Origin of the sequence: Geobacillus sp. 47C-IIb (genome assembly GCF_014679705.1) — a bacterium.
Taxonomy (GTDB): Bacteria; Bacillota; Bacilli; order Bacillales; family Anoxybacillaceae; genus Geobacillus; species Geobacillus thermodenitrificans.
In genome coordinates this window covers 2,582,836-2,596,407 of the sequence record NZ_CP061473.1, presented here as the reverse complement: position 1 = coordinate 2,596,407, position 13,572 = coordinate 2,582,836, and the positions used below count along the sequence as shown (strand labels likewise).

Annotated in this window: 13 protein-coding genes and 1 riboswitch; of the genes, 1 reads left to right on the top strand and 12 read right to left on the bottom strand. The window is 50.8% G+C overall.

The window, feature by feature from the left end:
* Positions 1-453: 453 nt before the first annotated feature.
* From IC804_RS13130 to IC804_RS13095, 8 genes are read right to left on the bottom strand one after another with little or no spacing between them, the layout of a single operon-like run.
* A complete protein-coding gene (locus tag IC804_RS13130; RefSeq protein WP_081157342.1) occupies positions 454-1,479 on the bottom strand; it encodes a thiazole biosynthesis adenylyltransferase ThiF in 1,026 nt (341 codons plus the stop codon).
* Complete coding sequence (locus tag IC804_RS13125; protein ID WP_081157341.1) at positions 1,476-2,243, bottom strand: thiazole synthase; 768 nt, start codon at positions 2,241-2,243, stop codon at positions 1,476-1,478. Before IC804_RS13125 ends, IC804_RS13130 begins: the two co-directional genes overlap by 4 nt.
* Before the next feature lies 1 nt (position 2,244).
* On the bottom strand, positions 2,245-2,448 hold the full coding sequence (thiS, locus tag IC804_RS13120; protein ID WP_008881617.1) for a sulfur carrier protein ThiS: 204 nt from the start codon (positions 2,446-2,448) through the stop codon (positions 2,245-2,247).
* A complete protein-coding gene (gene thiO / locus IC804_RS13115) occupies positions 2,445-3,584 on the bottom strand; it encodes a glycine oxidase ThiO (RefSeq protein WP_011886847.1) in 1,140 nt (379 codons plus the stop codon). The genes thiS and thiO overlap by 4 nt, the downstream gene beginning before the upstream one ends.
* On the bottom strand, positions 3,581-4,192 hold the full coding sequence (gene tenI / locus IC804_RS13110) for a thiazole tautomerase TenI (RefSeq protein ID WP_008881619.1): 612 nt from the start codon (positions 4,190-4,192) through the stop codon (positions 3,581-3,583). The genes thiO and tenI overlap by 4 nt, the downstream gene beginning before the upstream one ends.
* A gap of 16 nt (positions 4,193-4,208) precedes the next feature.
* Complete coding sequence (locus IC804_RS13105) at positions 4,209-4,991, bottom strand: energy-coupling factor transporter transmembrane component T family protein (protein ID WP_008881620.1); 783 nt, start codon at positions 4,989-4,991, stop codon at positions 4,209-4,211.
* Positions 4,988-6,442, bottom strand: a complete 1,455-nt coding sequence (locus IC804_RS13100) for an ABC transporter ATP-binding protein (protein ID WP_008881621.1) — start codon at positions 6,440-6,442, stop codon at positions 4,988-4,990. Before IC804_RS13100 ends, IC804_RS13105 begins: the two co-directional genes overlap by 4 nt.
* Positions 6,443-6,457: 15 nt before the next feature.
* Positions 6,458-7,048 carry an ECF transporter S component gene (locus IC804_RS13095; RefSeq protein ID WP_011886846.1) on the bottom strand — a complete coding sequence of 197 codons (591 nt, stop codon included), beginning with the start codon at positions 7,046-7,048 and terminating at the stop codon, positions 6,458-6,460.
* 258 nt (positions 7,049-7,306) lie between these two features.
* Positions 7,307-7,414: riboswitch (TPP riboswitch) on the bottom strand.
* Between the two features lie 146 nt (positions 7,415-7,560).
* Between IC804_RS13095 and IC804_RS13090 the strand changes: the two genes are divergently transcribed.
* Positions 7,561-8,745: a class I SAM-dependent rRNA methyltransferase gene (locus tag IC804_RS13090; RefSeq protein WP_008881623.1), complete on the top strand. Its 1,185-nt coding sequence runs from the start codon at positions 7,561-7,563 to the stop codon at positions 8,743-8,745.
* Between the two features lie 23 nt (positions 8,746-8,768).
* On the opposite strand, the gene IC804_RS13085 is transcribed toward IC804_RS13090, so the two are convergent.
* The 4 genes from IC804_RS13085 to IC804_RS13070 all read right to left on the bottom strand — a co-directional run bounded on the left by IC804_RS13085 (position 8,769) and on the right by IC804_RS13070 (position 13,439).
* Positions 8,769-9,974 (bottom strand): MFS transporter, encoded by a 1,206-nt coding sequence (locus IC804_RS13085; RefSeq protein WP_008881624.1) that lies wholly within the window; start codon positions 9,972-9,974, stop codon positions 8,769-8,771.
* Between the two features lie 140 nt (positions 9,975-10,114).
* Positions 10,115-10,651: a YfiT family bacillithiol transferase gene (locus IC804_RS13080; protein ID WP_011886844.1), complete on the bottom strand. Its 537-nt coding sequence runs from the start codon at positions 10,649-10,651 to the stop codon at positions 10,115-10,117.
* 56 nt (positions 10,652-10,707) lie between these two features.
* Positions 10,708-12,375: a glycoside hydrolase family 13 protein gene (locus tag IC804_RS13075; protein ID WP_029761458.1), complete on the bottom strand. Its 1,668-nt coding sequence runs from the start codon at positions 12,373-12,375 to the stop codon at positions 10,708-10,710.
* Between the two features lie 137 nt (positions 12,376-12,512).
* Positions 12,513-13,439 (bottom strand): ketopantoate reductase family protein, encoded by a 927-nt coding sequence (locus IC804_RS13070; RefSeq protein ID WP_011886842.1) that lies wholly within the window; start codon positions 13,437-13,439, stop codon positions 12,513-12,515.
* Positions 13,440-13,572: the final 133 nt, after the last annotated feature.

The following is a 13,572-nucleotide window of genomic DNA, read 5'->3' as shown; positions in this document are numbered from 1 at the left end:
TATTCATATCCATTTTTTCACCGAAACATGCCTGTGAAAGCAAAGTTTGCTTCACCGGGCGGAAATGGCTGCACATGTCGTTCGCAGTCGGTTTCCATTCCTTACTTTAAATATAACAAATTTTTCGCCAACTGGCTATAGTTGACGCGTTTCATTTCCATATACATCCAAATAAAAACGCGCCGGGACGCGCCGACGCGTTTTAGGATTCAAGCCAACAAGCTCCTATAAAATACATAAGCACCAACAATGAAGCGATATTCAGCGTAATTGACCACTCAACCATTCATCTTTCCCTCCCGTTCTCATCGTACCATATTAACAAGCGGGAGAAGCGGGCAAAGAAAGAACGTTTTTTGACAGTTTCGTGACAGCTAAAAGAGAGGGACGCCCCTTGACACGGACGTCCCCATTCCGTATGTTCGAGAGATGCTCCCTTCATGCTCAACGGTTTTACCCTAAATACCGGTAATAAATCGTTTTCGCCTCTTGCACGTCTTTTGTACCGTGCACAAGTGCACGGCCGTCACCAAATACGACGAGCCTCTTGTCGCCGATCGAAACAGAGACGAGATATGGGTTTGCTTCAGCTTGAAGCCCTTGACGTCGAAATAACGCTGCCAGTTCATCTAAATCGTATTGCCGACGGGCAGACGGGCGAATTTGCACGGAATCACGCCCACACAACACGGCCGTCTTCGTCTGCTGTTCATAAGAAAGAAACGGATAGGACGGATCATGACCGCACGTCGGACAATTATCTCTTTTCACTGCATCAATGCGAATGGCCGCATATTCGTTCGTCCAAAGATCAAACGAGACGAGCTTGCCGCGTAACGCCTCCCTGTCTTCGACTAAAATTTTCAACGCTTCTGCCGTCTGGTAACTAACAACCATTTGCACCGTCGGGCTAATAATACCGGCCGTGTCGCACGTCAAGCCCCCTTGCGGCACCGTTTCTAGCAGGCAGTATAGGCACGGTGTGCGCCCGGGGATAAAGGCGTAGCTTAAGCCGTAGCTGCCGACACAGGCACCGTAGATCCACGGAATGCTGTATTTATAGGCGACATCATTGATGACCATGCGCGCGTCAAAATTGTCGGTTGCATCAATCAGTAAATGGGGGCGCTGCTCAGCCACAAGCGCCTCCAACTCCTCTGGACCGGCATCCCCGACAATGGCCTCAATCTGGACATCACTGTTTACTTGTTCGAGACGTCGCTTGGCAGCGATCGCCTTTGGCAGCCGCTCTTTCGCATCCCCTTCGCTGTATAACTGCTGGCGCTGTAAATTGCTCCATTCGACGTAGTCGCGGTCAATGATCGTCAATTTGCCAATCCCAGCGCGTACGAGCGCTTCAGCATTGCCCGTGCCAAGCGCTCCAGCGCCGATTAAGACAACATGCTTTTCCCGTATTTTCTTTTGTCCTGCCTCACCGATTGGGGCAAACAATTGCTGTCGGGAATATCGTTCGTTCAAACAACACTCATTCCTTCCATCGGGCTGCTCGCTGACGCATAGCGCTTTTTCGGGATACGCCCGGCTTCATAGCCAAGTCGGCCCGCTTCAATCGCCAGCTTCATCGCTTTTGCCATTTTCACTGGATCAGCTGCACCAGAAACAGCGGTGTTTAGCAACACCCCGTCCGCACCAAGCTCCATCGCCAGCGCTGCATCCGCCGGGCCGCCGATGCCGGCGTCAACAATAACCGGCACAGTCGCTTGCTCGATGATGAAGCTCAAATTGAGCGGATTGATGATGCCTTGCCCTGACCCGATTGGCGACGCCCCTGGCATGACCGCATGACAGCCAAGCTCCTGCAGCCGTCTTGCCAGCACAACGTCATCAGACGTATACGGCAACACGATAAACCCTTCTTCAAGGAGCATTTCTGCTGCCTTTAACGTTTCAACCGGATCCGGGAGCAACGTTTTGTCACAGCCAATCACTTCTACTTTAATCATATCACATAACCCCGATGCTTTCGCTAGCCGCGCGATGCGCACCGCTTCTTCGGCTGTTTTCGCCCCGGCAGTGTTTGGCAGCAGCTTATATTTGCTTAAGTCGAGCTGCTCTAAAAAGTTCGGCTGCTCCGGAGAAAAAATGTTCATCCGCCGAACCGCAAACGTCAAAATTTCCGCTCCCGATGCTTCCACCGCTTCTTTTTGCACATCTAGGCTCGGATATTTGCCCGTTCCAAGCAACAACCGTGAAGAAAATTCATATGGACCGATTTTCAACATCTCAACCGCCTCCCACAAAATGAACGATTTCGACGCGATCGCCATTCGCGAGCGTCGTTATTCCGTACTCATGCTTTTGAATAATGCGGACGTTGACTTCCACAATCGCCAGTTTATTATCAAGCCGGAAATGCGAAAGCAAATCACTAACCGTTTTCACCTCATCGGGCACGGTGATCGTCTCCCCGTTAACGATCAATGTCATTCAATCCCCACCTTTTCTTCTGAATGGCGTGTCAAAGAAAACGGTGACAAATCAACCTCAGGCTCTTTCCGTTCGATTAAGTCGGCCATTAGCTGCCCGGTAATCGCGCTGAGCAAAATCCCGTTTCGATAATGGCCGGCAGCGACAAACACGCCGTGTCGCTCCGGATGTTCGCCGATATATGGCAAACCGTCTTTCGTCTGCGGACGGATGCCGCTCCACGCCCTCACCCATTCTGCCTGTTTGACATCCGGAAGCAGGCGGGCAGCGCGATGAAGCAAATTCATGACCCCGCCGGCGCACACATGCCGGTCGTATGTGCCCGGAGTGGACGTCGCACCAATCAACAGTTGGTTGCCTCGCTTCGGCACAATATAGCAACCGTTTTTGGCAAACACGGTCGCCTGCAACAACGGAACCGGTGTACGCACCATGACGCACTCCCCTTTGACTGGGGACACAGAAAGAGGAAGCCCAAGCAGGTTGCCAAGCTGCGACGCCCAGGCGCCCGAGGCGATGACGACCGCCTCAGCCGAAAATGTTCCATCCGTTGTGTCAAGGTGATGCCCACCGGCGTCTGAACGGATGTTCAATACTTCTGTATACTCATATAAGCGAGCGCCGGCTGATACAGCAGCATGGACGAGAGCAGCAGCCAAATCCGGGGCGCTCACTTGTCCGTCGCCTTCAATGTACATGGCCCCAACAATCGCTTCCATTGCGAGGCGGGGCTCAATCTCAAGCACTTCCTCTTTCGTCAGCCAGCGCACCGGCTGGTCCGTCGCGCTCCAAAATGTATAATGCCGGCGGAGATCTTCCGCCTCTTCCTCCGTTGTCGCTATTTTGATCATCCCTTTTTCGACGAGGCCGATGTCAATCCCCGTTCGTTCCTTCAACTCTTCCGCCAAGGACGGCATAAGGGTCCTGCTTTTTAAGGCGAGCGGCACGAGCGGACTTGGCGTAGAAAATTCTGCTTGTGCTCCGAGCATGCCGGCGGCTGCGCTCGACGACTCACCAGCCATCGTTCCTTTTTCTAAAATCGCGACGCGATACTTCCGTTTGGCAAGCTCGAAGGCCACCGCCGCCCCGATCACCCCACCGCCAACAATGGCAACGTCATAATAATGTATAGTCACTTGATCCTCTCCCCCTTGACAATTTCAGCTAGCCGTTTCGCTTCACTGACCGGATCAGCTGCGAAAAAAATCGCCGACAACACCGCCACTCCCGCTGCCCCCGCTTCTAGCACTCGGCGGGCATTGCCGGCATGGATGCCGCCGATGGCAATGACGGGAATATGTACAGCAGCGGCTATTTCCTTCAGCAAGTCTACGCCGCGCGGAAGCACCCCCGGTTTGCTGGCGGTCGGAAAAATATGGCCGAATAAACAAAAGTGGGCACCGTCCTCTTCCGCCTGCTTCGCCTCCGCCAGCCCATGCACCGAGCATCCGACTGTCAAACTCGGAAATGAGCGGCGGACAGCCCGCACCGGTAGGCTATGGTAGGCGAGTTGCACTCCATGGACGCCATACACTGCAGCCACATCGACGCGGTCATTGACGATGATTTTTTGGGGTGGCACCCCGACACGAAGCAGCGCAGTGACAAACGCGGCAACCTCGCGCGCTGTTTTCTCTTTTTCACGAATATGAATGCAATCGGCGTACGGATGGATGTGCTGACAAATGGCGGCGAACTCATCGGCCGTCTGCCGACCGGTCGAAACGAAATGAAGCGTTCCCATCTAGATCCCTTTCTTTCTACCGTACATCGTTTATAGAAATGTACGGATAATGAATGCCAACATGATAGGAAACAAATAACAAAACGACAAACAAAATAACAAACAGAACGTCATATTTGCCAAACCCGATTTCATAGTAAAACGTGCGCGGGCCGCTGCCTGAAAACTGTTTCGCCTCCATCGCCACCGCGATGCGCTGAGCGCGCCGAATGCTTTGCGATAAAAGCGGAATGGCGTAGCGTTTCACTTTGCTAAACCCTCCACGATTCGGCACGCCGCGTACTTTCAAAGCATAATGCACGTTTTGAAACTCCTCAATCATCATCGGCAGCAAACGGACAGCTGCTAGAAAGCTGTACGCATATTTCGGCTTGAGCTTCAGCTGCTGCATCAGCGAGTAAAATAGATGCACCGGCCGGGTCGTCAAGGAAAAAATTAAACCCAATAGCCCGAGTGCCAAGGCGCGAAACCCAAGATGCACACCGCGCCAAAAGCTCTCTTCCGTAACATGGATGAGCCCCCAGCGAAACCATGTCGTCTTTCCTTCACCAAACATCATCATTGATGAAGCGGTAGAAACAAAGATGAGAAAGAACGGCAAAAACATCCAAACAAGTGCGTTCGCCGAATAACCCGTCCCAAAGCAAAACAAAACAAAAAGGGCGAGCGAGAAATTGATCAGTACGTTCGGATTATGAATGAACAAAACAGCAAAAAAGAGAATAACGAGCACGATCAACTTCAAGCTCGGATTCGTCTCATGAAGCCATGTCTCACGGCGGTGAATCTCCCATTTCATTGCCCGGCTCCTCCTTCGGCGAACGCCAACTCCCGGATACCTAACCGCTCGTCCTGGACAAGTGCTCCGCCTTCAATCACCCAACGTCTCGTCGCAAAGCGGCGGACGATTTGTTCATCGTGAGTGACCATCACAATCGCTGCCCCTTGTTCACGGTACGATTCAAGCATCTCGAGCAAAGCGAACGTATTTTTCGCATCCTGCCCAAATGTCGGCTCATCAAGCAAAAAGAGTCGTTGGCCGGCAACAACGGAGGCAGCCACACTCAATCGACGCTTTTGGCCGACTGACAGCTGGTACGGATGCGTATCTTGTTGGCCGACAAGGTCAAATTCGCGCAAAAGACGGGCGACTGTTTCTTCTGTTTCCTCGCTCGAACGCCCCTCGAGCCGGAGCGAATAAGCGAGCTCATCCCGTACGGAATGGGTGACAAATTGGAACTCCGGATTTTGAAACACAAAAGCGATATGACGATGCAATGGCTGCCGCTGCTTGACATCATCTCCTAACAACCGATAATCTCCTTGTGTACGGATGAGCTGCATGAGTGCGTGCAAGAGTGTACTCTTACCGGCACCATTTCGGCCAGTGACAGCAATCCATTCACCTGCCCGCACCACCGCTTCGGAAACGCTAATTTTCACTTCCCGCTTGCGAAAACCACGAAAATCGCGAAGACAAAGGAGTTCTTCTCCTTCCCGCCACTTCCGCCGCTGTACCCTCCGGTCGTATTCGTCCCAAACGCCCGGATGCCAAATGCCTTCAGCGCTGATGACATCTTTATATTGGGAAAATACTGTTCTTGCCTTGCCATCAGCCATGACTCTTCCATCACGGCCGAGCAGCACAATCCGATCAACAAAGTCAAGGACATGATCGATTTTATGTTCGACGATGATGACCGTTTTATCGCGGCTCACCTTCTTGACAGTTTGCCATACTGCTTTTGTCCCTTCCTCATCAAGCAGTGCGGTCGGCTCATCCAAAAACAGGACCTCCGGCTCAAGCGCAAGCACGGAAGCGAGCGCCAGCCGCTGTTTCATCCCGCCGGAGAGTGTATGAATATCCGTATGCGGTTCGATTGTCAACCCAACTTGATCCAAAAGAGCGCGAATGCGGGCGGGCATCTCCTCGCGCGGTACCCCTCTATTTTCAAGAGCGAATGCGATTTCCTCATCCGCGTACGGCATGCAAAATTGTGCATCCGGGTCTTGAAACACATAGCCCCACCGTTTTGGCAGCTCGAGATGTTCCGCCTTCATCGGCACATCGACTGAGTTGGGAATGATGCCAGCCATCACTTGCAACAACGTTGACTTGCCACATCCAGATGGGCCAAGAAAGAGCACTTTCTCCCCTGCGGTAATCGACAGTGATAAATCGTGAAACAACAGCTCACGATGTCCGGGAAATTTGAGGCGCAGCCGATCGATTGTAATTCCATGTCCCATCGTTTATCAGCCGCCTTATCGGTTCAGCGCATCATAATCTTCTTTTGAAGCTGGCCGCCACATCTGTGTCACCCCGGCTTTCTCAAGCGCCTTGGCCAACGAGACAGCGAACACGCCGGAAATGAGGATGGCACCAACAAAACGTGCCAGCAAAAAGAGCGCCATATTCCATGGGGCTAGCGCCTCGATATATCCTTTGTAAAAGTCCATGATGAGCGAACCGACCGTGGCGCTGACTGCGCTTAACGATACGACGAACACGTCAAAGCGCCGATAGCGGAACGCCGCAAACACAAGCTCAGCAAACAATCCTTGAACAACTCCATAAATGAGCACCTCAAGCCCCCATTGCGACCCCATGATCAATTCGCCGGACGAAGCCGCAATTTCGGCAAGCAGCGCCACTCCTGGCTTACGGATGAGCAAATAGGTAAGCGATGAAGCGATAAACCACATGCCGTAAACCAATTGATCGGCATGAACCCCGAACACTTTCACGACTTCATATACTGGGGACCATACTTTGTAAATGACACCAAACACGATTGCAATCACAATCGTTGTCAAAATGTCAGCCAACTTCAATCCTCTTGCTGTCTTCACCATCGCATGCCTCTCCTTCCACAATCGTCCCCCGCTCCATCAATGTCAGTCTAACGGACTGTCATCATTCGAACGGGTACGCCATCTTCAAAAACTTATATTCGCCGCCGCTCGGCGGCTTCACAAATTTGCTTGGCAATTGACATTCTTTCTCCCCCTTTTCCAAAAAATAAAAACGCCGCTTCCTTTACTAACTAGCGTAAAGAAAGCGGCTTGGGCATACCATTTCGCAAGGCAAGGCAAAACCATCCTTACCCCATGTGTAGCTCCTCTCCACTTCCCTACGCTGGTATTACCCAGATCAGGTGCTAAGGGTCTCAAAGGCACACTTTGATCTCAGCCTTTCTAAAGGCCCCCCTAGTGGATGTCCCATCATGATGACATTTTCCTATTCAAATTTATCATATCACGGCAGCGGTGATTGTCAACTCTTTTTTCCGTCCGGCGTTGCGCCGCCCACCATGATTCGCTATGATTAAAACGCAACGACTGACTATCGAATGGGAGTGGAATTGATGGCAAAAGTCATTTTAAAACGCCAACGAAAAAAGCGGCTTGAACAAGGTCATCCATGGATTTTCCAAAGTGAAGTCGACCGCATTGAAGGGGACATTACGCCAGGTGATTTCGTCGATGTCTATAACCACCAAGGTTATTGGCTGGCGAAAGGATACATTAACCCGGCCTCACAAATCATTGTGCGCATACTGACGCAAAACCCCGATGACGAACTGAATGAGGAGTTTTTTATCGAGCGCATCCGCCAGGCATGGGCGTACCGTGAACGGATGATTCCCGGCATCCGCTCTTGCCGCGCCATCTATGGAGAGGCCGATTTTCTGCCTGGGCTCATCGTCGATAAATACGAGGATGTGCTCTCTGTACAAATTTTGGCGCTTGGAATGGAAAAACGTAAAGATTGGATTTTGCGCGGCTTGCTTGATGTGTTCGCACCAAGAGCCATTTATTTGCGCAACGATGTGTACGTTCGGGAACTTGAGGGACTTAAACAAGAAAAAGGCTTTTGGTATGGAGAAGCAGAAACAGAAATCGAAATCGAGGAAAACGGCGTCAAATATATTGTCGATATTGAAGGTGGTCAAAAAACCGGCTTTTTCTTCGACCAGCGGCAAAACCGCGCCGCCCTCCGCCCGCTCATCGGCCCGGAGACAACCGTGCTTGACTGCTTCACTCATACCGGTTCATTTATGCTAAACGCCTGTCTGTACGGAGCAAAACACGTCACCGCTGTCGACATTTCCGAACATGCGATTGAAACGGCGAAGCGAAACGCAGCCTTAAACGGCTTTACAAACGTTGATTTTGTCGTCGCCAACGCCTTTGATTATTTGCGCGAGTCAGTGCGCGCCGGCAAACAGTGGGATGTCGTCATCATCGACCCACCGGCGTTCGCCAAATCCGCCCATGCGGTTCCGAAAGCGTTGCGCGGCTATAAAGATATCAACTTAAATGGGCTGAAGCTTGTCAAAGACGGCGGCTTTTTCGTCACTTCGAGCTGCTCTTACCATGTCCGTCCGCACATGTTTCAAGAGATGGTTGCCGACGCGGCGTTTGACGCCAAAAAAGTGCTGCGCCAAGTATACTGGAGCGGCGCCGGCTATGACCACCCGAAGCTACTCGCTGCTGATGAAGGCGACTATTTAAAATTCGCCATTTATGAAGTGCATTCGCGACGTTAAAGAAAAACGCTTAAGGGCTGACCTTAAGCGTTTCTTTTTTGTCCTGAGCGGAGCGGCTGTTCTTTGCGCAGCACACTCAAATAAACGAGCATCGAAATAAGCACCGAACCGGCGGCAGCTAAATAAATGCTCGGGTAGCCAAACCAATGGCTGATTTGACCGAAGACGATCGCTCCGATGCCAACGCCTAAATCAAAAAACGAGAAAAATGTTGCATTCGCCATCCCTTTTCGGTGAACAGGCGCCCGCTCAACCGACCATGCCTGCAGCCCCGGCTGCACCATGCCAAATCCAAACCCATACAGCACCGCTGCGGTCAATAACGCCCATTCCCCTGGCAGCCAAGCGAGCATAAGCATCGCCAGCAAAACGAGCCCCGCACCAGGAAGAAAGACGGCCCGATGTCCTTTCCGGTCATACAGCTGGCCGGCGAACGTCCGGGTTACCATTAAAGCGAGGGCGTAAAGCAAAAAGTAAAGCTGTAAGCCTCCGATCTGTTTTTGCGCTGTATATAAGGGCAAAAACGAGGCAATGCCGCCAAATGTCACCGTTAAAAAGAACAGCAGCACCGACGGAATCAAGGCCGTCTTTTCGTAAAGATCCCATTTTTTTTCACCTTTATCATGTCCCGCTTCTGCTTTTTTATATGTAATGGCCGCGGCAAACAACAAAGACGCCACGCCAAGCGCCGCACAAATCATGAATAAATGGCTGAACGGAATGGCAGCCGCCAGCACGAGTCCGAGAGACGGCCCAAAGGCGAGGGCAATATTCCCTGACAACCCGTAATAACCCATCCCTTCCCCACGGCGGTTCGCTGGGATGATATCTGTCGCCACCGTGCCGGATGCCGTTGTCGAAAACCCCCAGCCAATCCCTTGAACAACCCGCATTAAGAAGAGAAGGAAAATGCTAGAGATGAAGCTGTACGAGCCAACCGAAATGACGAAGATCAACAATCCGAACAAAAACACAAATCGGCGCCCTCGTGTCTCAAGCGCATGGCCAGCGAACGGACGGACAATAAGCGCCGAAAACGTAAATACTCCGACAACAAGGCCAATTAACTGATCGTTGCCTCCTAAATATTCGACAAACAGCGGCAATGTCGGCAACGTCATTTGAAACCCAAGAAAGATGAAAAAGTTAGCTAAGCAAATTAAAACGAAATTGCGCGTCCAAATTTTTTCTTTCTGCTCCGCAACAACATGTTTTTGTTGCGCATTCATGCCGATCCCCCTTAATAAAATATGTATTTCGTGTCCCTTAATATTTGTCAGTATAACATAACTGTATGCTTCTGTTTAAACAAAATGTTTTCGAGCCATATTTTTTCATACAAATGAAAAAGCCGCCAATTCGGCAGCTTTTACCATCCTTTCCGTTTGCGCAATGACATAATTTGCGCAGTATGGTGCTTCCCATGCCATGTATACAGCGCGGTCAGCACGTACAGCGGCATCGCTTGTTTCGCCCCTTCAGGGCAAATAAGACGTTGAAAGTCCGCTTCCGTCATGGACTCAAGCAGCGTCGCCCACCGCACGTGCAGCCCTTCAAGCAACATGAGTGACGGCTCGATCGGCAACGAACGGGCGTCGGCCGTTTTCGCCCATTCACTCTCTTCAAACGGCTTAATGGCTGGCTTATCCTCTGTCAAGCCCCATTTCGTACGCAAAAATGCGTTCATGCTCGCATCAGCTAAATGGTGAACAACTTGAGCCACGGTCCAACCGCCATCGCGATACGGCGTGTTCAACTGTTCATCATTCAAACCCGCAACAGCGGCCCGCAATGCATCTGGAAGCTCGCGGATGGCCGCAATCCATTCTTTTACGTCCTCAGCACGAAACTGTGCCGGCGCTTGAAACGTTCCGATTGGATAACGAATCGGATCGATCGTTGACATTGTTGCTCATCTCCCTTCCACCTTTATTTATTCAACGCGGATAGGAAGACTCCTCCTTATTCTTTCCAGACGTAGACCCTGGTTTCATACGGTTTGAGCTTAAAGCGGGTCGCGTTTTTATGTGGCCGAACCGGATAGTTGCCAAGCGCTAAATCGTCCGACTGAAGGCGGATGCCGTCATAGCGGTAAAGCGAAGGACGGTTAGATAAATTGACAATGATAAGCGCCCGTTCATGGCCGAGCGTTCTTGTATACGCGTAAATGGACGGATGATTTTCTAAAAGTAAATCATACGTTCCGTAAACAAACAGTTCGTTTGTTTTCCGCAGCTGAATCATTCGTTTATAAAACGACCATATTGAATTCGGATCACGCTGCTCGGCCTCTACGTTAATGGTGCGATAATTTTCGTTCACTTTGATCCACGGCGTTCCGCTAGTAAATCCCGCATTCGGAGCGTCTGACCATTGCATCGGCGTGCGCGAATTATCTCGACCTGTTTGCCAAATGATGCGCATAATGTCATCATGATTTCGTCCTTTCGCCCGTTCGAGCTCATACAGCCGTAAAATAGCGACATCACGGTAATCGTTAATATCTGAAAACTGCACATTGGTCATACCAATCTCTTGGCCTTGGTAAATGAACGGCGTCCCTTGCATGAAAAAGTAGAGCGCGCCGAGCGCCTTCGCGCTCTCCAACCAATAATCACGGTCATCCCCCCATGTTGAAACAGAACGGGGCAAGTCATGGTTTTCTAAAAAAAGCGCGTTCCATCCACGGTTTTCTAACCCTTTTTGCCATTTCGTCAACGTCCGCTTCAGCCGCCGAACATCGATCGAGCCATCAGTCCGCCGCTGCCATAGCCCTAAATGCTCAAATTGAAAAATCATATTAAAGATGCCGTCTTCTTCGCCCACCCATTGTTCAGCATCGTCAACGGTCACCCCGTTCGCCTCGCCGACCGTCATAATATCATAACGTGCAAACGTTTGCTCTTTCAATTCTTTTAAATAATCCATAATCCCCGGCTGATTCATATGGCCAGCAAACGAAGGTACATATTTCAACCCTTTCGGATTCGGCAAGTCGGGAAGACCCGGCTTTTTCTTAATATGGGAAATGGCATCAACACGGAACCCGTCAATTCCTTTGTCGAGCCACCAATTAATCATCTCATACAGCGCCTGGCGAACTTCGTCATTTTCCCAGTTCAAGTCAGGCTGCTTCACGTCGAAAATATGCAAATAATATTGTCCTGTCTGCTCGTCGTATTGCCACGCCGAACCTCCGAAAATGCTTTCCCAGTTGTTCGGCTCACGCCCATCTTTGCCGTCGCGCCAAATATACCAATCACGCTTCGGATTGTCCCGCGATGAACGCGATTCAATAAACCACGGATGTTCGTCGCTCGTATGGTTGATAACCAAATCTAAAATGACTTTCAGCCCGCGCCGGTGGGCTTCAGCGAGCAGTTCATCAAAATCGTCCATCGTTCCGAACTCATCCATAATCGCATGATAGTCGCTAATATCATATCCGTTATCGGCGTTCGGCGACCGGTAAATCGGACAAATCCAGATGATGTCAACTCCAAGCTCCACTAAGTAATCCAGTTTTTCCATAATCCCGCGAAGATCACCGATGCCGTCGCCGTTTGCATCCATAAAGCTGCGCGGATAAATTTGATAGGCGATGCCCTCTTTCCACCATGTTTTCTTCAAGGCTGCCTCCCCCTTTTTGTGCACACGTTTTCACTACTAACTGTACACTACATTACTGTGAGAAACAACTCTCTTTTACAAAAAAAGCGGCCATTTGGCAAAGAACTTACAAGCTCCCGCCAAACAGCCAGCATCGGTTATTCACCAGCCGCACGACTCGCTTCATAAATTTTCAAATTATGGTACACCGTTTCAAGCAGCGGCGCTTGAATGCCATATCGCTTAGCAAGCAGCAGCAAATACCCTTGCAAATGGTCGGCTTCAATCAGCTGCCCTTTTTCCATGTCGCGTTGCATCGATGATTTCATCGTCGGGGCGATTTGTTCGAGCTGAATGCGCTGCCGCTCGGCCATCTCATCAGTTAGCGGTGCACCGTGTGCCTGCATAATCTCCTTAATTTCCCCAAGCAGCCGATCGATGATGGCTCCCCCGTATTCACCGGAACGAATTGGCCCAATCGGAGCACGAAACAGCGTTGTCACGCCCGACATCGTCGCGATGAACAAGTATTTATTCCACATATCAGCGGCAATTCGTTCGCTCAAACGAAAGCGGGCATTGGCTCCCGCAAACAGCGATTCAAGCGCTTCGGTCCGCTCCGTTCGTTCCCCTGACCACTCGCCAAAACGGACATCATGCGCTGAACTTGTCTGCACGATTTCCCCCTTCTCATTCAGTGTCGTTTCAATAAAACAAAGGCCGCCGAGGACATTCCTGCGTCCAAACGTCTCCCATAGAGTATCCATATGAGCCATGCCGTTTAGCAGCGGCAAAATCATCGTCTCTTGGCCAATATATGGCTTAGCATCGGCGATAGCGCCCGCCAGGTGATACGCTTTGCTAGAAAATATGACAACGTCAAACGGCTCGGACGGTTCCCCGGCAACCATCAGTTTCGGCTTCAGCACCGCATCACCATGTACACTGTGAATCACGAGTCCATGTTCCTCAAGTTCCCGTTTTCTCCGCTCACGGACGAGAAATGTCACATCCCCCCCTTTTTCAAGCAATCGACCGCCGAAATACCCTCCAACAGCGCCAGCACCAACGACAAGAATTCGCATATAATAACCCCTTTCTTCTTGTTTTATTGGCCGGCATGGCCAATCTCTTTTTACCGAAGCACTAGTCCCACATCTTATAGATGAGTCAAGCTGTTTTGTGAAGGTGGTCTTTCTTTTCTCAAATTGGAAAGTT